General features: G+C 59.4%; 18 protein-coding genes. All 18 read left to right on the top strand.

Annotated features, from left to right (window positions below):
- The first annotated feature begins 7 nt into the window (after positions 1-7).
- The 18 genes from ABIB18_RS09875 (at position 8) to ABIB18_RS09790 (ending at position 24165) form a co-directional block, all read left to right on the top strand.
- Positions 8-1033, top strand: a complete 1026-nt coding sequence (locus ABIB18_RS09875) for an ABC transporter permease (RefSeq protein WP_176035913.1) — start codon at positions 8-10, stop codon at positions 1031-1033.
- A 478-nt stretch (positions 1034-1511) separates the two neighbouring features.
- Complete coding sequence (gene nac / locus ABIB18_RS09870) at positions 1512-2429, top strand: nitrogen assimilation transcriptional regulator NAC (protein ID WP_279811243.1); 918 nt, start codon at positions 1512-1514, stop codon at positions 2427-2429.
- A gap of 2430 nt (positions 2430-4859) precedes the next feature.
- Positions 4860-5819 carry an HTH-type transcriptional regulator Cbl gene (gene cbl, locus ABIB18_RS09865; protein WP_354474072.1) on the top strand — a complete coding sequence of 320 codons (960 nt, stop codon included), beginning with the start codon at positions 4860-4862 and terminating at the stop codon, positions 5817-5819.
- A 158-nt stretch (positions 5820-5977) separates the two neighbouring features.
- Entirely contained in the window at positions 5978-7435 is a 1458-nt protein-coding gene (locus ABIB18_RS09860) for an NAD-dependent succinate-semialdehyde dehydrogenase (protein WP_031377052.1), read from the top strand.
- Positions 7436-7900: 465 nt separating this feature from the next.
- Positions 7901-9370, top strand: a complete 1470-nt coding sequence (locus tag ABIB18_RS09855) for an aldehyde dehydrogenase family protein (RefSeq protein ID WP_354474071.1) — start codon at positions 7901-7903, stop codon at positions 9368-9370.
- Positions 9371-9398: 28 nt separating this feature from the next.
- Positions 9399-10067, top strand: coding sequence for a haloacid dehalogenase type II (locus tag ABIB18_RS09850; protein WP_031377053.1), 669 nt, complete (start codon positions 9399-9401; stop codon positions 10065-10067).
- A 10-nt stretch (positions 10068-10077) separates the two neighbouring features.
- Entirely contained in the window at positions 10078-11355 is a 1278-nt protein-coding gene (locus tag ABIB18_RS09845) for an NAD(P)/FAD-dependent oxidoreductase (RefSeq protein ID WP_354474070.1), read from the top strand.
- A gap of 80 nt (positions 11356-11435) precedes the next feature.
- Positions 11436-13043, top strand: a complete 1608-nt coding sequence (locus ABIB18_RS09840; protein ID WP_031377055.1) for an ABC transporter substrate-binding protein — start codon at positions 11436-11438, stop codon at positions 13041-13043.
- Between the two features lie 172 nt (positions 13044-13215).
- The gene (locus ABIB18_RS09835) at positions 13216-14172 is read left to right on the top strand and encodes an ABC transporter permease (RefSeq protein WP_031377056.1); all 957 of its coding nucleotides are present in this window, start codon (positions 13216-13218) and stop codon (positions 14170-14172) included.
- Positions 14169-15020 carry an ABC transporter permease gene (locus ABIB18_RS09830; protein ID WP_031377057.1) on the top strand — a complete coding sequence of 284 codons (852 nt, stop codon included), beginning with the start codon at positions 14169-14171 and terminating at the stop codon, positions 15018-15020. Before ABIB18_RS09835 ends, ABIB18_RS09830 begins: the two co-directional genes overlap by 4 nt.
- Positions 15017-16681 carry an ABC transporter ATP-binding protein gene (locus ABIB18_RS09825; RefSeq protein WP_031377058.1) on the top strand — a complete coding sequence of 555 codons (1665 nt, stop codon included), beginning with the start codon at positions 15017-15019 and terminating at the stop codon, positions 16679-16681. The genes ABIB18_RS09830 and ABIB18_RS09825 overlap by 4 nt, the downstream gene beginning before the upstream one ends.
- A 155-nt stretch (positions 16682-16836) precedes the next feature.
- Positions 16837-18168 (top strand): NAD(P)/FAD-dependent oxidoreductase, encoded by a 1332-nt coding sequence (locus ABIB18_RS09820; protein WP_354474069.1) that lies wholly within the window; start codon positions 16837-16839, stop codon positions 18166-18168.
- Positions 18169-18177: 9 nt separating this feature from the next.
- On the top strand, positions 18178-19020 hold the full coding sequence (locus ABIB18_RS09815) for a GNAT family N-acetyltransferase (RefSeq protein WP_089561999.1): 843 nt from the start codon (positions 18178-18180) through the stop codon (positions 19018-19020).
- Entirely contained in the window at positions 19020-19946 is a 927-nt protein-coding gene (locus tag ABIB18_RS09810) for a 2-hydroxyacid dehydrogenase (RefSeq protein ID WP_279810483.1), read from the top strand. Before ABIB18_RS09815 ends, ABIB18_RS09810 begins: the two co-directional genes overlap by 1 nt.
- 1 nt (position 19947) lies before the next feature.
- Positions 19948-21081: a M20 aminoacylase family protein gene (locus tag ABIB18_RS09805; protein WP_354474068.1), complete on the top strand. Its 1134-nt coding sequence runs from the start codon at positions 19948-19950 to the stop codon at positions 21079-21081.
- Between the two features lie 113 nt (positions 21082-21194).
- A complete protein-coding gene (gene gabT / locus ABIB18_RS09800; RefSeq protein WP_031377061.1) occupies positions 21195-22511 on the top strand; it encodes a 4-aminobutyrate--2-oxoglutarate transaminase in 1317 nt (438 codons plus the stop codon).
- A 289-nt stretch (positions 22512-22800) separates the two neighbouring features.
- Entirely contained in the window at positions 22801-23313 is a 513-nt protein-coding gene (locus ABIB18_RS09795; RefSeq protein ID WP_354474067.1) for an Lrp/AsnC family transcriptional regulator, read from the top strand.
- Between the two features lie 405 nt (positions 23314-23718).
- Positions 23719-24165 (top strand): GNAT family N-acetyltransferase, encoded by a 447-nt coding sequence (locus ABIB18_RS09790; protein WP_031377063.1) that lies wholly within the window; start codon positions 23719-23721, stop codon positions 24163-24165.
- The last annotated feature ends 17 nt before the right edge of the window (positions 24166-24182 follow it).

Raw genomic sequence — 24182 nt, 5'->3', positions numbered from 1 at the left:
GAGCAATATGAAAGCCACTGCCACCCCGGCAGCTCCGCAGCAACCCTCCTTTTTCGCCAGTCTGCGTCACAAATTGCCGAAAGATACCGGCATTTTTGTGGTGATGGTGGGGATAGCGTTAATTTTTGAAATGTTCGGCTGGTACGTGCGTGACCAGTCTTTCCTGCTCAACACCAACCGTCTGATCCTGATTGTGTTGCAGGTGGCGATTATCGGGATTATCGCGGTAGGCGTGACCCAGGTGATCATTACCACCGGTATCGACCTTTCATCCGGGTCGGTTATCGCCCTGACGGCCGTCGTCGCCGCCAGCCTGGCGCAAACCTCGGACAGCCTGTCGCCGATGTATCCGTCGCTGGTGAATATGCCGGCGGTGATCCCGATCGCCGCCGGTATCGGGGTCGGCTTGCTGTGTGGTCTGGTGAATGGCGTGTTGATCACCCGCACCGGTATCCCGCCGTTTATTGCCACTCTCGGCATGATGGTGTCGGCGCGCGGTCTGGCACAGTATTACACTCAGGGTAACCCGATCAGCTTCCTCTCCGATGGCTTTACCTCTATCGGCCAGGGCGCGATGCCGGTGGTGATTTTCCTGGTGGTGGCGCTGCTGTTTCATATCGCCCTGAAGCATACCCGCTACGGTAAATATGTTTACGCCATCGGCGGTAACATGACCTCCGCCAAAGTCTCGGGTATCAAGGTTAATAAGTACCTGATCATCGTCTATACCATTGCCGGTGCGCTCTCTGGCCTGGCCGGTGTGGTGCTGGCGGCCCGTGTCAGCAGCGGACAGTCGAGCATGGGGATGTCCTATGAGCTGGATGCGATTGCCGCAGCCGTAATCGGTGGCAGCAGCCTGATGGGCGGCGTCGGCCGCATCACCGGTACGCTAATCGGTGCAGTGATCCTCGGCCTGATTAAAAGCGGATTCACCTTTGTCGGTGTCGATGCCTATATTCAGGACATCATCAAAGGGATCATCATTGTCGCTGCGGTCTCGATTGATATGCATCGCAACCGTAAAAAACGCTGATTTGCCACCGGTACTGCGCCGCCGGACCCTGGCGCATGCATTGCCCTCTCTGCTGCCTGGCAGAGAGGGCAATGTTCAGTCCGATCCCGCCGAATTCCCGCCAACGATAAGAAATCCCACTGATAACGTTTACACGCTGAGCCGCCTCGCCAGCGCCTGAAGCCAGGCTGTGCGTGCCTTATCCGCTTACCGCTGCACTAAAACGGATCTGCAGGTCATCACTTTTATGCACGCCTGACTCGCAGTGTCTGCACTATCGCGGTGCGTGACTGGCCGTTTCGTCGCCGGACAGCCTATCGCCGCCGCTTATTAACTCTTATGAGGTAATCAGAAACGCTTATTTTCCGGCGCGTTAGGAAAATTCTGGTTGGGCTGATGGCTGCCCGGATGAAACCTGGCCTGCATCTTGCAATTTCCTTAGCAACAACGCGGTTGGCTCAGACCAATTTAGCTATTCGGGGTTAGTGACGGAGGCAAGATGAATTTAAGACGACTGAAGTACTTTGTTAAAATCGTCGATATCGGCAGTCTGACTCAGGCGGCAGAAGTGCTGCACATCGCCCAGCCTGCGCTGAGTCAGCAGGTTGCGACGCTGGAGAACGAACTGGATCAACAACTGTTGATTCGCACCAAGCGCGGCGTCACACCGACCGAAGCCGGTAAGATTCTTTACTCGCATGCACGGACCATCCTGCGCCAGTGTGAGCAGGCACAAACCGCGGTGATCAATGCTGGCCAGGTGTTAAGCGGTCAGGTTTCGATTGGGCTGGCTCCGGGTACGGCGGCGTCATCGCTGACCATGCCGCTGTTGCAGACGGTACGCGATCAGTTCCCGGAAGTGCTGGTTTATCTGCATGAAAACAGCGGCAGTTCGCTGAATGAGAAAGTGATGAACGGTCAGCTGGATATGGCGGTGTTGTACGATCGTGCGCCGACCGCCGGAATTAACAGCATGGCGCTGATGAAAGAGGAGCTGTATCTGGTCGGTGCCACCGACTGTCCGGGTGCCAGTGTCGATCTGGCTGATGTGGCACAGATGAGCCTGTTCCTGCCGCGCGACTACAGTGCAGTGCGCAAACGTGTCGATGAGGCGTTTTCACTGCGTCGCCTGAGTGCACGTATCATCGGCGAAATCGAATCGATCTCTACGTTGACGGCGGCAATCTCCAGCGGTATGGGCGTCACGGTGTTGCCGGAATCCGCCGCACGTTCGCTGGTTGGCTCAACCAATGCCTGGATGGCACGGATCAACAGTCCGTCACTGAGCCTGCCGCTGTCGCTGAATATCTCCGCCCGTTTACCGTTGTCGCCGTCGGCGCAGGCAGTAAAAAATATTCTGCTGTCGCTGCTGAATAAGCCGATGAGCGAAGAGCGTGAGTTGATGTTGGTGAGTTAATGGGGCAGGTTACGCTTGCTGCGGTCTGATATTGAGCGGGTTTCGCTTGCTGCGGGCTGACACTGAGTAATGTTGCGTTTGCTGCGGTCTGACACTGAGCGGGTTTCGCCCGCCGGGCGATGGGGAGTTTCAGGTTGCCTGAGCAGGCGGACGCGTCAAGGGGCGGCCGCCCGCCCCTTAACAATCCCGGCGTCCGGCGGCCTGCGCGCCACGCTGCGCGCGGTGCCTTCGTCACTCCCTGCGGCCGACGGACCGGCCGGACGCGCCATCCCTGGCACGATCCGTCCTTTCGCCGACTTCCTGTCGGCTCTCCTGGCCTCCGGTTGTTCCTCAGCGCTGCGGACGCCTCTGGTAAAATCCTCGTCTGTAATCTCTCTGACTTGTATATGGACTGGTTTTGCCTGGTGGCTGGTGGGTTAGTTAGACCTGCTGCGGTCTGACACTGAGCGGGTTTCGCCCGCCAGGCGATGGGGAGTTTCAGATTGCCTGAGCAGGCGGTCGCGTCAAGGGGCGGACGCCCGCCCCTTAACAATCCCGGCGTCCGGCGGCCTGCGCGCCACGCTGCGCGCGGTGCCTTCGTCACTCCCTGCGGCCGACGGACCGGCCGGACGCGCCATCCGTGGCGCGATCCGTCCTTTCGCCGACCTCCTGTCGGCTCTCCTGGCCTCCGTTCACTTCTCAGCGCTGCGGACGCCTCTGGTAAAACCCTCGTCTGTAATCTCTCTGACTTGTATATGGACTGGTTTTGGCTGGTGGCTGGTGGGTTAGTTAGACCTGCTGCTGTCTGACATTGAGTGAGGTTTCGCCCGCCAGGCGATGGGGAGTTTCAGGTTGCCTGAGCAGGCGGTCGCGTCAAGGGGCGGACGCCCGCCCCTTAACAATCCCGGCGTCCGGCGGCCTGCGCGCCACGCTGCGCGTGGTCCCTTCGTCATTCCCTGCGGCCGACGGACCGGCCGGACGCGCCATCCCTGGCGCGATCCGTCCTTTCGCCGACCTCCTGTCGGCTCTCCTGGCCTCCGTTCACTTCTCAGCGCTGCGGACGCCTCTGGTAAAATCCTCGTCTGTAATCTCTCTGACTTGTATATGGACTGGTTTTGCCTGGTGGCTGGTGGGTTAGTTAGACCTGCTGCGGTCTGACACTGAGCGGGTTTCGCCCGCCAGGCGATGGGGAGTTTCAGGTCGCCTGAGCAGGCGGTCGCGTCAAGGGGCGGACGCCCGCCCCTTAACAATCCCGGCGTCCGGCGGCCTGCGCGCCCCGCTTCGCGCGGTGCCTTCGTCACTCCCTGCGGCCGACGGACCGGCCGGACGCGCCATCCGTGGCGCGATCCGTCCTTTCGCCGACCTCCTGTCGGCTCTCCTGGCCTCCGGTTGTTCCTCAGCGCTGCGGACGCCTCTGGTGAAACCCTGCCGGTGAGTTTTTAGCCCTGACTGGCTGGGTTCAGGCCGCTGAAAGCGGGGAAAGATTGATAAGGTTTCGCTTTGCAGCAGGCTGACACTGAGCAGGTTTCGCCCGCCAGGCGATGGGGAGTTTCAGGTTGCCTGAGCAGGCGGACGCGTCAAGGGGCGGCCGCCCGCCCCTTAACAATCCCGGCGTCCGGCGGCCTGCGCGCCACGCTGCGCGCGGTCCCTTCGTCACTCCCTGCGGCCGACGGACCGGCCGGACGCGCCATCCCTGGCACGATCCGTCCTTTCGCCGACCTCCTGTCGGCTCTCCTGGCCTCCGGTTGTTCCTCAGCGCTGCGGACGCCTCTGGTAAAATCCTCGTCTGTAAATCCTCTTTCTTGTAGATGGACTGGTTTTGGCTGGTGTCTGGTGGCAGGGATTACATCTGGTGGCTGTATGGATACTTTCTTTTTCCTGACGGTTAACTCCTCTGAACTTAAAAGAAGCGCTGACAGTTGTGGTGCTCACTCCTTACAGCGACGAAGCACCAAACAAAGAAAAAAAGAAATCACAGCGAGGGGTTAGGGAGGCCATCTGAAGCGCTGAGCAGATGAGGGATTTCCGGACGAGCGACAGGGATGTCGCGAAGAGTCGGGGTCGTGCCAGGGATGGCGCGTCCCGACGGTCCGTGAGAAATCCGGAAGAGGCGAAGGGACCGCGAAGCGGCGGTGAAGCAGGCCGGAGCCCGGGGTCAAGGGGGCGCGGCGACTGGTGCCCCTTGTCGGTCGCCGGCAGCGGCGAAACTGAAACTGCCGCAGCCAGCCGGCGAACGAAATCTTCTCAGCCCCCGTTCGCGCAGCGAACCTCAAAACCTCACTGGCCGGCAAACGAAACCCTCTGCAGCCCCGTTCGCGCAGCGAACACGCCCCCCCTCAATCCCACCTCTTTATTCCCTATTGTCATATAAGTAACTTTTTTAGTATTTCCTGTTATCAATAATAGTTCTTACCATCAACAAATCAGATTACGTAAAGGGAGGTAAATACCGTGAATTTCCAGCAACTTAAAATCATCCGCGAGGCGGCACGCTGTGAATTTAATTTAACGGAAGTCGCCAATACGCTATTTACGTCCCAGTCGGGTGTGAGCAGGCATATTCGTGACCTTGAAGATGAACTGGGCGTCGAAATTTTTATCCGGCGTGGCAAACGCCTGCTGGGCATGACGGAGCCAGGAAAAGCATTACTGACCATCGCCGAGCGCATTCTCGATGAGGCCGGCAAAGTGCGTCGGCTGGCCGATGTTTTTACCAATGAAACCAGCGGCATACTGACTATCGCTACCACCCACACCCAGGCGCGCTACAGCCTGCCGAAAATCATTAAGGCGTTCCGTCAGCTCTATCCCAACGTCCGGCTGGAACTGAATCAGGGTTCGCCGCAGGAAATTGTCAGCATGCTGCTGGCGGGTGAGGCGGATATCGGCATTGCCAGTGAAATGCTGGTCAATAACAGCAGCCTGGCGGCGTTCCCGTGGTTCAGCTGGCACCACGCTTTACTGGTGCCGAAAGAGCATGAGCTGGTGCAGAATCAGTCGGTATCGCTCAGCACCCTCAGCCGCTATCCGCTGATCACCTATCGTCAGGGGATCACCGGACGGTCACGCGTCGATCGGGCTTTCCAGTCGGCCGGACTGAAACCCGATATTGTGCTCAGCGCACAGGACTCCGACGTGGTGAAAACCTACGTTAAACTCGGTTTAGGCGTCGGGATACTGGCCGATCAGGCATGCGAAACCGAAGAGAACGATGACCTGGTCCGGGTCGAGGCGACGCACCTGTTCGATGCCAGCACCGTCTGGCTCGGCCTCAAGCGCGGGCAGCTACAGCGTAACTATGTCTGGCAATTCCTTGAATTGTGCAACGCTAACCTGTCACTGGAAGAGATCAAACGTCAGGCACTCTCCTACGGTAATGAAGATGAACCGGTAATCGACTTCCAGATTTAACGCTGATGCGCATCCGCTGGGGTGCGCATTTCGCCGCACGGCATAAAATTTCTTTTCGCGGCGAAAAATTCCTTTCCGACACTTTCTCCTCTCTGACAACAACATCCTGCGCTGACCCGCCGCGATAAAGTGGAATCAGCCGATCACAAGGGGATGTTATGTCGCGACTACAACTGAAAGATAGCGATCTACTGCGCCAGCAGGCGTTGTTCGCCGGACGCTGGCAGGGCGCACAGCAGGGCGTCACACTGCCGGTTACCGATCCTGCCACTGGCGAAACCATCGCCACTATTCCAGCGCTGGGAAAAACCGAGACTGAGCAGGCGATTGCGCATGCCGAATCGGTCCGCATTGCCTGGGGAAAGACGCCCAATGCCACGCGTGCGGCGCTGCTGGAAAAATGGCACCAGCTGATTATTGATCATGCCGACGATCTGGCGATTATCATGACCGCCGAGCAGGGCAAACCGCTGGCAGAAGCCAAAGGTGAGGTGCTGTACGGTGCCAGCTTTGTTAAATGGTTCGCTGAAGAGGCGCGCCGCATCTATGGCGACACCATTCCGGCCCCCAGCGATGACCGCCGTATTCTGGTGCTGAAACAGCCGGTCGGCGTGGCAGCCGCCATTACGCCGTGGAATTTCCCGATTGCGATGATCACCCGCAAAGTCGCCCCCGCGCTGGCCGCTGGCTGCCCGATCATAGTCAAACCGTCTGAACTGACGCCGCTCTCAGCGCTGGCGCTGGCGGTACTGGCGGAGCGTGCCGGCTTCCCGTCTGGCGTGCTGCAGGTGCTTACCGGTCTGCCGACCGAAATCGGTGAAGCGCTGACTGCCAGCCGCACGGTGCGCAAAATCTCCTTTACCGGCTCTACCCGGGTCGGACAACTGCTGATGCAGCAAAGCGCTGACAGCATCAAACGCCTGAGCCTTGAGCTGGGCGGCAATGCCCCGTTGATCGTCTTTGACGATGCCGATATTGAGATAGCGGTGGCCGGGGTGATGGTCAGCAAGTTCCGCAATGCCGGCCAGACCTGCGTCTGCGCCAACCGGATTCTGGTGCAGCGCGACATCTATCCACGCTTTAGCGCCAGACTGCTGGAGGCGGTCGCCACCCTGAAAGTCGGTGATGGCTTTACGCCAGGCACCACCATTGGCCCGCTGATCAACAACCGGGCAGTAGAGAAAGTGAACGGACACATCGACGATGCTCTGAGTCAGGGTGCCACGCTGCTGACCGGCGGGATCAGCCGCAACAACGGTACCTTTGTTGAACCGACGGTGCTGGGTAACGTGACCAGTAGCATGCGTATCGCCCATGAAGAAACCTTCGGCCCGGTCGCGCCGCTGTTTATTTTTGATGATGAAGAGCAGGCAATTGCGATGGCTAATGACACGCCGTATGGGCTGGGAGCCTACTTCTTCACTGAAAATATCCGCCGGGCGTGGCGGGTGGCGGAAGCGCTGGAGTTCGGCATGGTCGGCTTCAATACCGGGGCAATTTCATTAGAAGTGGCACCGTTTGGCGGGGTGAAATTATCCGGCATTGGCCGGGAAGGTTCGCGATATGGAATTGATGAGTACCTGGAACAAAAAACATTTCATATCGGCAGCCTCTGAATAAGCAGTGAATAAAAACGCGTCAGCCTGCATTTCGGGCTGGCGTTTTTTTTGCTGAATTTTTTCTCACCGGCTGACTTATTTATCTGCGCTCTGATTTATCTGCACTCTGAAAAAGCTGGAAATTTATCAATGATGTGAACTGTGTCGATAAATTGAAGGCGAAATTCTGTCGTCGGGTGCAACGCTGACTCAGCGATACCCGTAATGGTGCAATTTCCGTGCGCGTTGCACCCGCAGAGTGCATAAATTTTGTGAAGTAAATCATCTGTTTAATTGTTCGGCAATTCCGCAAAAATTCCTCCGCCAATACGGCAGAAAATTTTTTTGCGCTGTTTTAAACGCATTTTTATTTTTTGCCCGGCTGGCATACTTTCTGCATTAGCTTATTAACGCGATAACTAAGTGACGTTTAAAACGCTAATAAGCCAGCGAATGACGGGTGTAACAAATAAGGATTCTTCCATGTTAAGTTTCGACCCTGAAAAAGTTTCCCTTCCGGTTGGTCATTATATTGGCGGCCAGCATCTTCAGAGCCAGGGCGCGCCCTTTGCGGTGAAGCGTCCCTCCGACGGCAAGGTATACGCCACGCTGCATGACGCCACGCCGCAGGATGTCGACCATGCCGTGACCGTGGCTCATCAGGCGCTGAAAACCAGCGGCTGGTCCGGCTGTGCGCCGCGTGAGCGCGGTCGGGTATTACGGCGCTGGGCCGATCTGATCGAGCAGGACCCGCTGCTGGCTCAGCTCGAAGCGCTCGGGTCGACCCGGCCAATCAGTGATGTGGTACTGCACGAAATTCCGTTCACCGCCGAAGCGATTCGCTTTTATGCCGAATGCGCCGACAAATACAGCGGCGACCTGTTTCCGACCCGCGACAGCAGTCTCGGTATGCTGGTGGCCGAACCCTATGGCGTGATTGGGGCCATCACCCCGTGGAATTTCCCGCTGTCGATGGCGTCATGGAAATGCGGACCGGCGCTGGCAGCCGGTAATGCCGTGGTGCTCAAACCTTCTGAACTGACCCCGTTTTCCACCGTGCGACTGGCCGAGCTGGCGATTCAGGCTGGCTTACCGGCCGGAATCCTCAACATCATGCAGGGCAGTGGTGCGGTGACCGGCAGTGCGCTGGTGAAACATCCTCTGGTGCGCAAAGTCTCCTTCACCGGCTCCACCCTGACCGGCGCGCGCATCATGAGCGATGCGGCGCAGTTCGGCATGAAACCGGTCACGCTGGAACTTGGCGGTAAAAGTCCACAGCTGGTGTTTGATGATGCCGGTGACCCGGACATCCTGGCGCAGCGCATTCTGCGGGGTTTCACCGCCAACGGCGGCCAGGCCTGCGTGGCGGGCACCCGCTTAATCGTCCAGCGCGGCATTGCCGATGCGCTGACTGAACGGCTGGCGCGGCTGTGCCGTGAAGTGACTCCGGGCGTCACCTGGCACGAAGGCAGTCGCTATGCGCCGCTGATCGATGAACGTCAGGGCAACAAGGTCTGTTCAGTGATTGAAGCCGCCAAAGCGCAGGGTGCCGAGGTGCTGGTGGGCGGTGAACGCTTCGCGGATACCGACGGCGGCTGGTTCTGGCAACCCACCTTGCTAAGCCACGTCAGCCAGGACAATCCGGCAGTGCAGCAGGAAATTTTTGGTCCGGTGCTGACCATCCAGCCGTTCGACGATGAAGAGCAGGGTCTGGCGCTGGCGGCACACGACACTTACGGCCTGTGCGCGGGGGTTCACACCCTCAGCCTGCCACGTGCGATGCGGGCGATGCGCGCCATCGACGCCGGCACCGTCTGGATCAACCGCTATGGCCGCTCCGGCGATTTCATTATTCCAACCGGTGGCTTCCTGGGATCGGGCATCGGGAAAGATTTAGGGCGTCAGGCATTTCAGGCCTGCCAGCGCCAGAAAAGCGTACTCATCGATTTCTAAGCGCAACTGACAATGACGAGGTTGTTACATGGCACTGTTTAAACCGAAATACATCACGTTCGACTGTTACGGCACGCTGATTCTGTTCGACATGGCCGGTGCCGCGCAGCGTCGCTTCAGCGACCGCATCGCCCCGCAGCAGATGCACGCGTTCACTACCGATTTCTCCAGCTATCGGCTGGATGAGGTCCTGGGCGCCTGGAAACCCTATTACGACGTGGTCAGCAACGCCCTGCAGCGCACCTGTAAAAAGTGGGGTGTCAGCTGGGACAAAGCCGACAGCGACTTTATTTATACCGACTGTGCCAGCTGGGGACCGCATCCCGACGTGCCGGCCGGGCTGGCAAAAGTAGCGGAGGCGTTTCCGCTGGTGCTGCTGACTAACTCGATGAACGACCTGATCCCGCATCACGTGCCGCGTCTCGGTGCGCCGATCCATATGACCATCACCGCAGAAGAGGCGGGGGCTTACAAGCCGCAGATGAAAGGCTTCGAGTACATGCTGGAGAAGCTCGACTGTCGCCCGGATGAGATCCTCCATGTCTCTTCCAGTTTCCGCTACGACCTGATGACCGCGCACGATCTCGGCATCAAAAACAAAGTGTGGGTCAACCGCGGTCACGAACCGGCCAATCCGTACTACCAGTACACCGAAATTAAAGACATCGGCGGCCTGCCAGGCGTCGTTGGACTCTGAGGATAGCGCCATGAAACTGGAATCGTTCTGGCAAGCCACCGCGCCGGCCTTTAGCGGGGCCGCCAGCGACCCGCTGCCATCACAGGCGGATGTGGTGGTGATTGGCGGTGGTTTTACCGGCGTCTCGGCGGCGCTCAGCCTGGCGCGCAGCGGCCTCAGCGTGGTGCTGCTGGAGAGTGGCGAGGTGATGAGTCAGGCCTCGTCGCGTAATGGCGGGCACTGCAATACCGGGGTGGCGCATAACTTTGCCGCGCTGGTGGCGAGTCAGGGGCTGGAACAGGCCAGTCGCTTCTATCGGGCTTTTGATGACGCGGTCAGCTACGTCGAACAGCTGGTGCGGGACGAACGGATCGACTGCGATTTTCGCCTGTGCGGCAAGCTCAAGCTGGCCAGCAAAGCGACCCACCTCGCCGGGCTGCGTGAAGCCGCCGAGCTGATGTGTCGCACGGTGGACCCGGAGATTGAGCTGCTCGACAAAGCGGCCGTCCGGCAGGAGATCGGCAGCGATGATTTTCACGGTGGCCTGCTGCAAAAACGCGGCGGACAGATGCACATGGGCAAGTTTGGCGTCGGACTGGCCAACGCCGCCGCCCGAAGCGGAGCAAAAATTTACCCGCATCATCCGGTGACCCGGCTGGAGCGACTCAGTGGTTATCAGCATCGGGTGCATACCGATCAGGGCGTGATTCTGGCCGACAAAGTACTGATGGCAACAGGCTGCTCCAACGTCGGGCCTTTTCCGTGGTTTCAGCGCCGCATCGTGCCGGTCGGTAGCTTTATCGTGGTGACCGAGACGCTGGATGAAGACTTGCTGCGCCAGGTGTTACCTCACGATCGCACCTACGTCACGTCACTCAACATCGGTAACTATTTTCGCAGCACCGCCGATCGTCGGTTGGTGTTCGGCGGCCGGGCGCGTTTTGCGGTCAGCAACCCGACCTCCGATTCGCGCAGCGGCGAGATCCTGCGTCGGGCCATGACGCAGATGTTTCCTCAGCTCAGCAATACGTCACTGGCCTACTGCTGGGGCGGCATGGTCGATATGACGGCCGATCGTTTGCCGCATGCCGGTGAGCAGGATGGCCTGTTCTATTCGCTGGGTTACAGCGGCCACGGCACCCAGATGTCGGTGTGGATGGGCCGGGTGATGGCCGATCTGCTGGCCGAAAAACAGACTGAAAATCCCTGGCAGCGCGCGTCATGGCCAGCGCTGCCCGGTTATCACGGCAAGCCATGGTTTTTGCCCCTCGCCGGGCTCTATTACAAAGCAAAGGATCGCCTGTCATAAATTCCCGCCGGGTTCAGGCCACCTCCGGCCACCGGAAGAGTCACTTCACGTTCGCTTGATGGTTTATTGAGGGTGTACAGATGAGCAAATTTGATAATAAAGAGCCTGACGCGGTCAATCCGGCACTGACGCGAATGATCACTGAAGGATCGCTGTCACGCCGTAGCCTGATGAAAATTCTCTCAGCCGGCGCAGTGATGAGCAGCGGCCTGATCGGTTTCTCCGGCGCGGCACTGGCCGATGATAAGCCGGTCAAAGGCGGCAAGCTGCGGGCGGCGATGTCGAACGCCTCCGCCACGGACACCCTTGATCCGGCAAAAAGTAACAACAGCGGCGACTACACCCGCCAGTACATGTTTTACAGCGGCCTGACCGAGCTGGATAAAAGCCTGATGGCGCAGCCGGCGCTGGCTGAATCGCTGGAGTCCAGTGACGGCATCAGCTGGCATATCAAACTGCGGCAGGGCGTTACCTTCCACGACGGCAAACCCTTTACCGCCAAAGATGTGGTCTACTCGCTCAGCCGCCATAAAGATCCGGCCGTCGCCTCCAACGCTTTCAAGCTGGCCGATCAGTTCAAAACCATCAGCGCAGTTGGCGATCATGAGGTGCTGCTGGAGCTGAATAGCGCCAACTTCGATGTGCCTTACATGCTGGCGACGCCGCCGTTTCTGATCGTGCAGGATGGCACCAAAGATTTCAGCAAGGGCATCGGTACCGGCCCGTTCATCTGCAAAGCCTTTATGCCGGGCGTGCGCTCGATTGGCAGCAAAAACCCCAACTACTACAAGCCCGGCTTACCGCATCTGGATGAGGTTGAGCTGATTGGTGTTACCGACAATGCGGCGCGGGTCAATGCGCTGATGTCGGGCGATCTGCATATTGTCTCCACCCTGTCGGCAGCCGATTGCAAACGCATCAAGGCCACCGCTGACTTCGGCGTGCTGGAGAGTAAATCGGGCATGTACACCAACCTGATTGTGCGCACCGACGTCAAGCCGGGCAGCAACGAAGATTTCGTGCTGGCAATGAAATACCTGCAGCCGCGTGAAATGCTGGTCAAAACCGTGCTGCAGGGCTACGGCGACGTCAGCAATGACACGCCGGTTCCGCCGTGGCACCCGCTCTACAACGCCGATCTCAAACCGCGGCCACTCGACGTCGAAAAGGCGAAATTCCACATCAAAAAAGCCGGCATGACCGGTTCGACGGTGGAGATCATTACCACCCCGAATATTGAAGGCGCCAACGAAGGCGGCCAGCTGATTCAGCAGGTGGCGCGAGGGGCGGGTATCAACTTCAAAGTGCGACGCGTGCCGTATGATGGTTACTGGTCTTCGCACTGGACCAAAGATCCGGTGGGATACGGCTCGATAAACCCGCGTCCGACGCTCGACATGCTGTTCTCACAGTTTTATCTCTCTAGCGCACCGAATAACGAATCAGGCTGGAAGAACGCACAGTTCGATCAGCTGGTGATTGCTGCACGTGGCGAGCGCGATCAGGCGAAGCGCAAGCAGATGTATGGCGATATGCAGGCGCTGATTTATGACCATTGCGGCACCATTATCCCGACCTTTATCAGCTCGACCGACGGTTACAACAAAAAGGTGAAAGGTGTGGAGGCCTGGCCGTCGGGCATGATGATGGGTTATCGCTTCCATGAGTTTGCCTGGCTGACCGCCTGATCCTGGCTTAGCGCTTATCCAGTCAGGCGATTTTATTTGTCAGTCTGAAGCTGGGCAGTGCTCACAATCCACACGTACTACGTGTACGTTCCGGTTGTTCCGCGCAGTCCGTGTCCGGACTGCCAGCAACAATTACGCCTGGTGGGCCAGGCTCGTCATAAGGAGTACGCCGATGAACCGATACATGATGCTGCTGATTGCCCGGCGCGTGGGGGCCGGCATCCTGACTTTACTTATCGTCTCGGCGGTGGTGTTTTTTATCACCAGCCTGCTGCCGGGCGATGCGGCGCAAATGATCCTTGGGCAGAACGCCACGCCAGAAACGGTCGCAGCGTTACGTCAGCAACTGGGCTTAGATCAGCCGCTGCTGATGCGCTACTTCAGCTGGCTGGCTGGGATGCTGCAGGGTGACTTCGGCACCTCGTTTGCCAGCCATCTGCCGGTCTCGCAGCTGGTGGCGCAGCGTATTCCGGCCACTTTTGAACTGGCGGCCATCACCACCCTGATCTGCGTGCCGCTGGCGTTGATTATCGGCATCATCGCGGCGATGAACCGTGGTTCACGGCTCGACCGGGTGCTGGTGATCGGCACCATGGCGACGGTCGCGGTGCCGGAGTTTCTGGTGGCGACGGTGGCGGTACTGATTTTTGCCGTCAAGCTGCACTGGGTGTCGGCGATGTCGTTCGGCAGCCCGGATAGCGATCTGCTGAGCTACCTCAAAGCTTACGCACTGCCGGTGCTGACCTTGTGCTGCGTGCTGGTGGCGCAGATGGCGCGTATGACGCGGGCGGCAATCATCAATCAGCTCGACAGTCCCTATCTGGAGATGGCGCTGCTGAAGGGCGTATCGCCACTGCGGGCGGTGCTCCGTCACGCACTGCCCAATGCGGTCGGGCCAATTGCCAACGCCATTTCACTCAGTCTCTCCTATCTGTTTGGCGGCGTAATCATTATCGAAACCATCTTCAGCTATCCCGGCCTCGCCAGTCAGCTGGTAGACGCGGTCAGCAACCGCGATCTGCCGGTGGTGCAGCTCTGCGTCATGCTGTTTGCTGCCTGTTATCTGGTGCTGCTGCTGGCGGCTGATGTTCTGACCATCGCATTTAACCCAAAATGGAGAAGCGCATGAATACACTCCTGCTTCCGGTGCGTTTTTTTCAGTCGCTCTCCTGGTCGGGACGACTGGGACTGCTGATGTCACTGTTCTGGCTGCTGATGGCGGCATTCGGTACTCAGCTGGCACCGCACAACATTGATGATATCGGCGGTGGACCGCTGATGGGCGGCCTGACGCCGGATAACCTGCTGGGCACCGACTACCTCGGGCGCGACATGCTGAGCCGCATTCTGTATGGCGCGAAGTTCTCCATCGGTCTGGCACTCAGCGCCGCGCTGCTGGCCAGCCTGATTGGTACGCTGCTGGCGCTGCTGGCGGCGGTAGCTGGCCGCTGGCTGGAGGAGCTGCTGGGACGGGTCAACGATGCGCTGCTGGTGCTGCCGGGCAAAGTGCTGTCGCTGATGATTGTCGCGGTGTTCGGTTCGTCGCTGCCGATGCTGATTCTGACTGCGGTCTTCACCTACTGGCCGGGCGCATTCCGCATCGCTTTCGCCATGGCCAGCACGCTGCGCAGCATGGATTACGTCCGCGCCTCGCGACTGCGCGGTGAAAGCCGCTGGTACATCGCCATTCATGACATTCTGCCTAACATGGTGCATCCGATGCTGACCGATTTTGGCCTGCGCTTCGTCTACATCGTGCTGCTGTTGAGCGGCCTGAGTTTTCTTGGCCTCGGTGTTCAGCCACCGTATGCCGACTGGGGCACGCTGGTGCGCGAAAATATCCAGGGACTGTTTGATGGCTCGCCCGCGGTACTGATGCCGGCGCTGGCGATTGCCAGCCTGACTATCGGGGCCAACCTGTTTATCGACAGCCTGCAGGCGATGCGTCCGATGACGCTGGCGAAGGAGGGAGCATGAACGTGACGCCACATACTGCAATGCCGGTGATTTCGGTGGATAAGCTGCGTGTTACCGCGCAGACCGATCGCGGCGAAGAGATCGATCTGGTCTCCGACATTCACTTTACCGTTCAGAAAGGCGAAGTGCTGGCGCTGATTGGCGAATCCGGCTCGGGAAAAACCACCATCGCCATGGCGCTGATGGGCTATGCCCGCAGCGGCTGCCGCATCGCCGAAGGCAATATTCACGTGGCGGGCACCGACGTCAACAGCCTGTCGCCGGGCCAGCTACGCGCCTTTCGCGGTAATAAAGTCTCGTATATTGCCCAGAGCGCCGCCGCATCCTTTAACCCCGGCATGAAGATTCTTGACCAGGTCATCGAGCCAGTGGTGATCCACGGCACCATGACCCGTAAAGCGGCCAGGGCCAAGGCGATTGGCCTGTTTCGCGAACTGGCGCTGCCCGACCCGGACACCATTGGCGACCGCTTTCCGCATCAGGTTTCCGGTGGGCAACTGCAACGCCTGATGACGGCGATGGCGCTGATTGGCGATCCGGACGTGGTGATCCTCGACGAACCGACCACCGCGCTGGATGTCACCACCCAGGTGGAGGTGCTTAAAGCGTTCCGCCGCGTGGTGGCTCAGCGTGGTGTCACCGCCATTTACGTCAGCCACGATCTGGCGGTGGTGGCGCAGATGGCCGATCGGATTCTGGTGCTGCTGCGCGGCCAGATGGCGGAGTACGGCACCACCGCCCATCTGATTGGCGCGCCGCAGGCAGAGTACACCCGGTTACTGATGGATGCGGCACGACAGAAAGAGCGGCCCAGCAACTGGTGCCCGGCGGCGGCTGATGTTCAGCCACTGCTGGAGGTGCGCGACCTGAATGCAGGTTACGGTCCACGCGGCAGTGACGGCCACCCGAAAGTACGCATTCTGGAAGAGATCAACCTCAAGCTGTGGAAGGGGCAGGCAATCGGCATCATTGGCGAATCGGGGTCAGGTAAAACCACGCTGGCACACGCCATCGCCGGGCTGAACGCGCCGAGTCACGGCCATATTCTGTTCAACGGCCACTACATTGCCGGTGATATGCAAAAACGTCCTGACAACGAGCTGCGTCGCATTCAGTATGTGTTTCAGATGGCGGACACCGCACTCAATCCGGCGCACAGCGTCGAACGCATTTTGTCGCGGCCGCTGACCCTGTTTCACGGTCTGAGCGGTGCGGCCCGGCAACAGCGGCTCTGGCAGCTGCTGGATCTGGTCAAATTGCCGCGCAGCGTGTTGTGGCGTCGCCCATGGGCGCTGTCCGGTGGGCAGAAACAGCGGGTGAATCTGGCGCGCGCACTGGCAGCTGAGCCGGATTTGATCCTGTGTGATGAGGTGACCTCGGCACTGGATACCGTGGTGGCCGCAGCGGTGCTGGACTTAATCAGCGAGCTGCGCCGCGAACTGGGTCTCTCAGTGATCTTTATCAGCCATGATATGCATGCGGTACGCGCGGTGTGTGATGAAATCGTGGTGATGAAGAGCGGACGTATCGTCACGCAGCTGGCGCGTAACGATTACGATAAGCCGACCAGTGAGCTTTATTTTGAGCGCCTGAAGCGGGCCGTACCGGAACTGCGTCAGGGCTGGCTGGATGAGCATGAAGAGGTGCTGAAAGCGGAGTAGGCCCCGTTACGTCATTCGCCGCACAGCGGTAGAGACGCAGCGAAGCGCATCTGACAGAGGTCTCTGCCCACGGTGGCAGAGGCGCGGAGCAGGGCCGGCGGCCGGTTTACCGGATCGCGCCCGGCCTGATAACCAATAACAGAGGTAGCAATGCTATGCCTGCACCGATTCGTTATGTACAGGACAGTGCAAACTTTCCCGAGGCCGCCGATGTGGTGGTGATTGGCGCCGGTATCGCCGGGGCTGCCGCCACCTGGGAGCTGGCAAAACAGGGACTGAAGGTGGTGTTAATCGAAAAAGGACTGGTGGGGGCAGAGCAATCGAGCCGCAACTGGGGCTGGTGTCGCCAGCAAAACCGTGATGAGCGTGAATTGCCGCTGATTATCTATGCCCTGCAACGCTGGGGTGAACTCAACGCCGAAACCGGTGAAGAGCTGGGTTTTCGCCGCAGCGGTCTGGTTTATGCCACCCGGATTGAAGCGGATATCGCCGCATGGGAGAAGTGGGGGCAGATGGCGAAAAGCTACGGTGTCCGCAGCGACATCCTGACTGCCGAACAGGCGAAAGCGATGACGCCTGGCAGCACCACCGCCTGGTGTGGTGGCGTCTCATCCCCGACCGACGGCCATGCCGAACCGCGTCTTGCCGCACCTGGCCTGGTGATGGGAGCGCAGAAGCACGGCGCGCTGGTGTTCCAGCAATGTGCGGTGCGTGGGCTGGATATTGCCGCAGGCCGGGTCAGCGGCGTCTGGACCGAGCGCGGCCTGATTAAAACCAGCCGGGTAATCTGTGCCGCGGGTGCCTGGACTTCGATGTTCTGCCGTCGTCACGGTATCGATCTGCCGCTCGGCAACGTAATCGGCACCGCCTTCCGCACCCAGCCGATTGAGCAGGCGATTGCCATGCCGCTCTACACGCCGGGCTTCGCCTGCCGGCCACAGCTGGATGGCAGCTACACCGTGTCAGTCTCCGGGCGGGGACGGCTGGAGCCGGGGGCTCAGGGGCTGCGCTATGCCCGTCAGTTCTATCCGACCTTTAAAAGCCGGCGTAAAAATCTCACCCTCAACCTCGGCATTACCCCGTTCTTCCGTGGTCCGGAAGCGATGGGACGCTGGGAATTTGACCGCATGTCGCCCTTTGAGCGGATGCGAATTCTCGATCCGGCGGCGGATGCGCATATCGTCGAAGAGGGGCTGGCGGCGATGCGTCGGGAATATCCGGCGCTGGCTAATCTGCGACTGGCACAGTCGTGGGGCGGCATGATCGACAGCACCCCGGACGCGATTCCGGTGATTTCGACCGTGGCAAAACTGCCCGGGCTGGTGTTATCAGCCGGCTATAGTGCGCACGGCTTCGGCATCGGGCCGGGTGCCGGACGGCTGGCCGCCGATCTCGCCACTGACGCCACCCCGATCGTCGATCCCAGACCTTATCGCTACAGCCGTCTGGTTGACGGCAGCGGCTTAGAAACCCCCGGCATGATGTAAGGAGACCCGATGAGCATAACGCTACGTGCAATGACGCCAGATGACCTCGATAACTGCTACGCGATGACCCAGGCGCTGAAATGGCCGCATCGCCGCGAAGACTGGCAGCTGGCGTTGCAACTAGGTGAGGGCACGGTGATTGAGGAGCAGGGCAAACTGATTGCCAGCGCCGTGCTGTGGCGCTGGGGCGAACAGGCGGCCACCGTCGGTCTGGTGATCGTTGACAATCAGCAGCAGGGACGGGGGCTCGGCAAACAGCTGATGCTGGCGCAACTGGAAAAACTGCCCGGCTACAACGTGCGTCTGCACGCTACGGAAATGGGCAAAGGACTGTATGAAAAACTCGGTTTTGTCAGCTGCGGTGAGATCCGCCAGCATCAGACCCGCGCACTGTTAAGCGTACCGCAGGTCACCGTGCCTGCCGGACTGGAACTGCGCCGCGCCAGCGCAGCCGACAAATCGTCGCTGGTGGCGCTGGATTATCAGGCGCACGGGATGCACCGTCCGGCGCTGTTTGATCATCTGCTCAGCGACACGCAGACCGTACTGTTACAGGATGCCGATCGGCAGATCCACGGTTTCGCCAGCCTGCGCCGCTTTGGTCACGGCTGGGCGATTGGTCCGGTGATTGCCGATGATTTCCCGCTGGCGCAGACGCTGGTCGCCGCGCTGATGCAGGGCGTGCAGGGGGAGTTTCTGCGCATTGATACCGATGCCAGCCTGCCGCTGGCCGCCTGGCTCAGCACTCTGGGAGTGGAACAGGTTGACGCGCCGACCACCATGGTACGCGGCACGCCGTGGACGCCGCAGGGAATGCAGGCGTTTGGCCTGATGACGCAGGCGATGGCCTGATGCAGCTCGTCTATAAATCTGAGCCGGAACGTGGCCGGCTGTGGCAGCGCTGGCTGGCACAACATGCGCCAGACATTACGCTGCATATCTGGCCCGAAACCGGTGAACCGGATCAGGTTGATGCGCTGATCGCCTGGCAGCCACCCGACGATATAGCCGCCTGTTTCCCCAATCTGAAACTGCTGTTTTCAGTTGGCGCAGGGGCCGATCAGTTTGACCTGACCATCTTGCCACCCGATTTACCGGTCATCCGGATGATTGAACCGGGCCTGACGCAGGGCATGGTTGAATATGTCACCTTCTCGGTGCTGGGCCTGCATCGGGATATGCCGCGCTATTTCCAGCAGCAACGCCTGCAACAGTGGCAGGCGCACAGTGCGCTGCCAGCCGCGCAGCGGCGGGTTGGGGTAATGGGAATGGGCGAACTGGGCCAGGCGGCATTGCGACAGTTGGTGGCGCTGGGTTTTGACTGCGCCGGCTGGAGCCGGACCCCACGCCAGTATAGCGGTGTACGCTGCTGGCACGGCGACGACCAGCTGGCCGAATTTCTGGCACACAGCGATATCCTGGTCTGCCTGCTGCCGCTGACCGCCACGACTCACGGCCTCCTCAATAGCGCGCTGTTTAACCAGCTTCCGCACGGTGCCGCGCTGGTGCAGGCTGGCCGCGGTCCGCAGCTCAATCATGACGATCTGCTGCTGGCACTGGAGAGCGGTCAGCTTCGCGCGGCGGTGATTGATGTCACCGATCCGGAACCGTTACCGCCGTCGCACCCCTTCTGGCGTCATCCGGCGATCTGGCTGACGCCGCACATCGCCAGCCAGACTCAAAACGAAAGTGCCATTGTCGCCCTGCTGGATAACCTGCGGCGCTATCAGCGCGGGGAGCCGCTGCACGGGCTGATTGACCGCTCGCGAGGATATTAAAATGGACGCTTTAGTCGCACTGCGCCGTGATTTGCACGCTCATCCGGAGATCGGTTTTCAGGAGCAACGCACCAGCGATATCGTGGCCACCTTTCTTGAGCAGCAGGGTATTGAGGTCTATCGCGGCATCGGTAAAACCGGCGTGGTCGGGGTGCTGAAAAAGGGCACCAGCTCCCGCATGATCGGGCTGCGCGCCGATATGGATGCGCTGCCGATGCAGGATCAGGGGGAGGCGGCGTGGAAAAGTCAGGTGGAGCAGGTCAGTCACGCCTGCGGTCACGATGGTCACACCGTGATGCTGCTGGGGGCCGCGGAGGTGCTGGCACGCGATATCGCCTTTGATGGCAGCGTCTGCTTTATTTTCCAGCCAGCCGAAGAAGGATTGGCCGGGGCGAAGGCGATGATCGACGACGGGCTGTTCAGTCGTTTTCCCTGTGACGCCGTCTATGCCATTCATAACTGGCCGCAACTGCCGCTGGGCACGGTGCAAACCCGGCCCGGGCCGATTATGGCGGCGGCCGATCGCTTTGATATCCGGGTGTTCGGCGGTGGCGGTCATGCAGCACAACCGCACCTGACACGCGATACCCTGCTGGCCACCAGTGAACTGGTGGTGCAGCTCAATACCCTGGTGGCGCGTGCGCTCGATCCCTGCGAAACCGGGTTGTTAACCGTCACCCGGATGCAGGGCGGCTTTTCGCACAATATGATCCCGGCCGAAGCCAGCCTTACCGGCACGGTTCGCACCTTCAACCCGGCGGCACAGGCGACGCTGGAAGCGCGGCTGCGCCAGATGGCAGAACACATCACCGCCGCGCACGGCCTGCGTGCCGAGGTCAGCTATCACCGCTATTACCCGGCGACCATCAACAGTGCCGCCGAAGCGCAGTTCTGTCTGCAGGCGCTGAGTCAGGCGGGCATCCCGACTGACGTCGCACCGCAGCCGGCGCTCACTTCCGAAGATTTCGCTTTCATGCTGCAGGCGCGTCCCGGCGCGTATCTGTGGCTGGGATCGGCCCCCAGTAAGCCACTGCATCATGCTGCCTATGACTTTAATGATGCGCTGATTCCGCATGGCATTCAGGTATTTGTCGCGCTGATCCGTCAGGCGCTGGCAGAGAAATTTCCCTGCTGAATGCAGCAGGATTTTGACAGGAAATGCCGCTGCCTGCGGAATTACGGCAGCGTAAGAAACCAACGGGTTGCGATACTTGAGCCAACCGAACGTTACGTGGATGAGGGTTTAAAATGCAGAATGTCATGGCAGAGCAGCAAGCATACTCCGATAACAGCCTGTTACTGGATGCACGCGAGCAGAACGTGCCGCGTGGCGTGGTCACCGCACATCCGTTGGTGATCGAACGAGCCAAAGGCAGCGAAGTGTGGGATGTAGAAGGCAATCGCTATCTCGATTTTGTTGGCGGCATTGGCGTGCTGAATGTCGGTCATAATCATCCGGCGGTGGTCAACGCCGTCACCCGTCAGCTGGGCATGGTGTCCCACGCCTGTTTTCAGGTGGTCGCCTATCCGGGCTACATTACGCTGGCCCAGCGGCTGAACAAGCTGGTGGGCGGTGACGACGCGTACAAAAGCGTCTTTTTCACCAGCGGTGCCGAAGCGGTAGAAAATGCGGTGAAGATCGCCCGTGCGCATACCCAGCGCCCCGGCATCATCGCCTTTGATGGCGCCTTTCATGGCCGCACGCTGCTGGGTGTCACTCTGACCGGCATGTCTGCGCCTTATAAACAGAATTTTGGTCCGTTCCCTGGCGATATCTATCGCCTGCCGTTTCCTAATCCGCTGCATGGCATCAGTGAAGTGGACTGCCTGAAAGCGCTGGATCAGCTGTTTGCGGTACAGATCCTGCCGGAGCGGGTGGCGGCAATTATTATCGAGCCGGTGCAGGGCGACGGCGGCTTCCTGCCGGCCGGTCCGGCGTTTATGCAGGCGCTGCGGCGCATCACCGCTCAGCACGGCATTCTGTTGATTTGTGATGAAGTGCAGACCGGTTTTGGCCGTACCGGCAAGATGTTCGCCTTCCAGCATCTCGACATCAAACCCGATCTGGTTACTCTGGCGAAAAGTCTGGGCGGCGGCCTGCCGATTTCCGGCGTAGTCGGTAAAGCAGAGATTATGGATGCGCCGACTCCCGGCGGGCTGGGCGGCACCTATGGCGGCAATGCGCTGGCCTGTGCCGCGGCGCTGGCGGTACTGGACCTGTTCGAGCAGGACAACCTGCTGCAGCGATCCTGCCAGCTTGGCGAACAGCTCAATGCGCGTCTGCGGCAGCTGGCGGATAAATATGCCTGCATCGGTGACGTGCGTGGCGTCGGCTTTATGCAGGCGGTAGAGATTCTGGATTTTGAGACCGGACGGCCCGACGCGGCACTGACGCAGAAGATCCTGGATAGCGCCTGCCAGGAAGGTTTGCTGCTGATTAAGTGTGGGCTGCATCGTAATACTATTCGCTTTCTGGCGCCGCTGGTCACCACCGACTCGCAACTGGAAGAAGCGTTGCATATCTTCGATATTGCCCTGGCCCGTGCCACGGGACGGTTAGGGTAAGTCGAGCTTCCTCATTGATATTGTTAAAGTAATTTGAAAATCTCCCGCTGGTATAACCACTGCTTAGCGCTGGCGCGTTTACCGTAAAGCGTGTTATACCTTCGGGAGGTTCTGCACATTTGATTAAGAGCCTATCCCATTAGGCTATTTCATTTGTCAGTCTGAACCTGGGCAGTGCTCACAATCCTCCCGTACTACCTGGTACGCTCCGGTTGTTCCGCGCTGTTCGTGCCCAGACTGCCTGCAACAATTACGCCTACTGGGATAGGCTCTGACAATGAGGGGTGCTATGAACGGCTTAATGAAACTTGACCGCATCGACATCAATATCCTGGTGCAACTCCAGAAAGATGGCCGTATCAGCAACGTTAACCTCGCCGATGCGGTAGGCCTTTCCCCCAGCCTCTGTCTGCAACGGGTCAAGCGTCTGGAACAGGCGGGCTTTATCACCGGCTATGAAGCGCATATTAACCTGACGCGGATCACCGATTCGGTAACGGTATTTACCGAAGTGACTCTCTCCGGTCATCGTCGCGAAGACTTTATGAAATTCGAAAGTGCGATGCGCGACGTGGATGAACTGATGGAGTGCCATCTGATCACCGGCGGTTACGACTATTTGCTGCGCTTTATTACCCGCAGCATTGAACATTACCAGGAAGTGATTGAGAAGATGCTCGACGCACAGATCGGCATCGATAAGTACTTCAGCTATATCGTTATTAAGTCACCGATCATGAAAAGCAGCGTGCCGTTGCGATCGCTGATCGGTAAACAAAATTCGGTCGAGTTTGGTGTGTAGCGGGCGGTCTGTGATCGCTCATCCCCGCTTTCCCTCATCACCGGGGAAGGCGGGGCGGCTGCACTGTCAGTAACGATCCCGCCGCTGGTCATGACTGCGGCTTAACGGCATATTCTCCGCGTTCCTTGTTCAGATTTGCCTTCGCCAACGTGCCTGTTATTTAACCCCGCATTTCCCGTTCTGATTTCCCCCGCCAACGCGTCCGTCATTTTAGCCCTGTTTTCTGCGTCGACGCGCCACAGTGAAACTGATGGCCGGTCATGCCAGCAGCGGGAATCCGGCGCACAGCATAAAATTTCTTTCGCCGCTGAAATTCAGGCGCTACAACACCTTCTGATGCACGCTACGGTCTTAACCGTTTCGCAAACCCTTTTACACTGTTTTCAACCGATACAAGGAGTTGTCATGAGTTCATTAATCATTGCTGACCAGCACTGGCAACGTGATGCGTTCACCGTGTCCACCGCGCGCCAGCAGCTGGACCTTGACTGGATCCATCGCCAGCTGGCTGAAAAGTCCTACTGGGCGCAGGGTCAGCCGCGGGCCAAAACCGAGCGGGCGATTGCCGGATCATTGCCGTTTGGCCTCTATCACCAGCAGGCGCAGATCGGTTTCGCCCGGCTGATTACTGACTACACCCGTTTTGGCTGGCTGTGTGATGTGATGATCGATGAAAACTGGCGTGGGCACGGGCTGGGCAGCTGGCTGGCCGCCTGCGTCCGTGAACATCCCGAACTGCAAACGGTGCACCGCTGGATGCTGTCAACCCGTGATGCCCATCAGGTCTACCAGCGACTCGGCTGGCGTGTGGTGCAAGATCCGCAGACGCTGATGGAATTTCCTCCCTCCTGACTCCGGAGTTACCCTGA

This window comes from Pantoea sp. UYEF8 (assembly GCF_040546285.1).
In the GTDB taxonomy this organism is placed as follows: Bacteria; Pseudomonadota; Gammaproteobacteria; order Enterobacterales; family Enterobacteriaceae; genus Pantoea; species Pantoea brenneri.
Note: the sequence above shows the minus strand (reverse complement) of the source record. Positions and strands in the feature narration are given on the sequence as shown.

Bases quoted from the DNA above. Each gene is read 5' to 3' on its own strand.
- ABIB18_RS09875 (WP_176035913.1), top strand. From the start codon at position 8: ATGAAAGCCACTGCCACCCCGGCAGCTCCGCAGCAACCCTCCTTTTTC.
- ABIB18_RS09855 (WP_354474071.1), top strand. From the start codon at position 7,901: ATGTTAAGTTTCGACCCTGAAAAAGTTTCCCTTCCGGTTGGTCATTAT.
- ABIB18_RS09790 (WP_031377063.1), top strand. From the start codon at position 23,719: ATGAGTTCATTAATCATTGCTGACCAGCACTGGCAACGTGATGCGTTC.
- ABIB18_RS09815 (WP_089561999.1), top strand. From the start codon at position 18,178: ATGAGCATAACGCTACGTGCAATGACGCCAGATGACCTCGATAACTGC.
- ABIB18_RS09835 (WP_031377056.1), top strand. From the start codon at position 13,216: ATGAACCGATACATGATGCTGCTGATTGCCCGGCGCGTGGGGGCCGGC.
- ABIB18_RS09850 (WP_031377053.1), top strand. From the start codon at position 9,399: ATGGCACTGTTTAAACCGAAATACATCACGTTCGACTGTTACGGCACG.
- ABIB18_RS09860 (WP_031377052.1), top strand. From the start codon at position 5,978: ATGTCGCGACTACAACTGAAAGATAGCGATCTACTGCGCCAGCAGGCG.
- ABIB18_RS09830 (WP_031377057.1), top strand. From the start codon at position 14,169: ATGAATACACTCCTGCTTCCGGTGCGTTTTTTTCAGTCGCTCTCCTGG.
- gabT (WP_031377061.1), top strand. From the start codon at position 21,195: ATGCAGAATGTCATGGCAGAGCAGCAAGCATACTCCGATAACAGCCTG.
- ABIB18_RS09795 (WP_354474067.1), top strand. From the start codon at position 22,801: ATGAACGGCTTAATGAAACTTGACCGCATCGACATCAATATCCTGGTG.
- ABIB18_RS09840 (WP_031377055.1), top strand. From the start codon at position 11,436: ATGAGCAAATTTGATAATAAAGAGCCTGACGCGGTCAATCCGGCACTG.
- ABIB18_RS09810 (WP_279810483.1), top strand. From the start codon at position 19,020: ATGCAGCTCGTCTATAAATCTGAGCCGGAACGTGGCCGGCTGTGGCAG.
- ABIB18_RS09805 (WP_354474068.1), top strand. From the start codon at position 19,948: ATGGACGCTTTAGTCGCACTGCGCCGTGATTTGCACGCTCATCCGGAG.
- ABIB18_RS09825 (WP_031377058.1), top strand. From the start codon at position 15,017: ATGAACGTGACGCCACATACTGCAATGCCGGTGATTTCGGTGGATAAG.
- ABIB18_RS09845 (WP_354474070.1), top strand. From the start codon at position 10,078: ATGAAACTGGAATCGTTCTGGCAAGCCACCGCGCCGGCCTTTAGCGGG.
- ABIB18_RS09820 (WP_354474069.1), top strand. From the start codon at position 16,837: ATGCCTGCACCGATTCGTTATGTACAGGACAGTGCAAACTTTCCCGAG.
- nac (WP_279811243.1), top strand. From the start codon at position 1,512: ATGAATTTAAGACGACTGAAGTACTTTGTTAAAATCGTCGATATCGGC.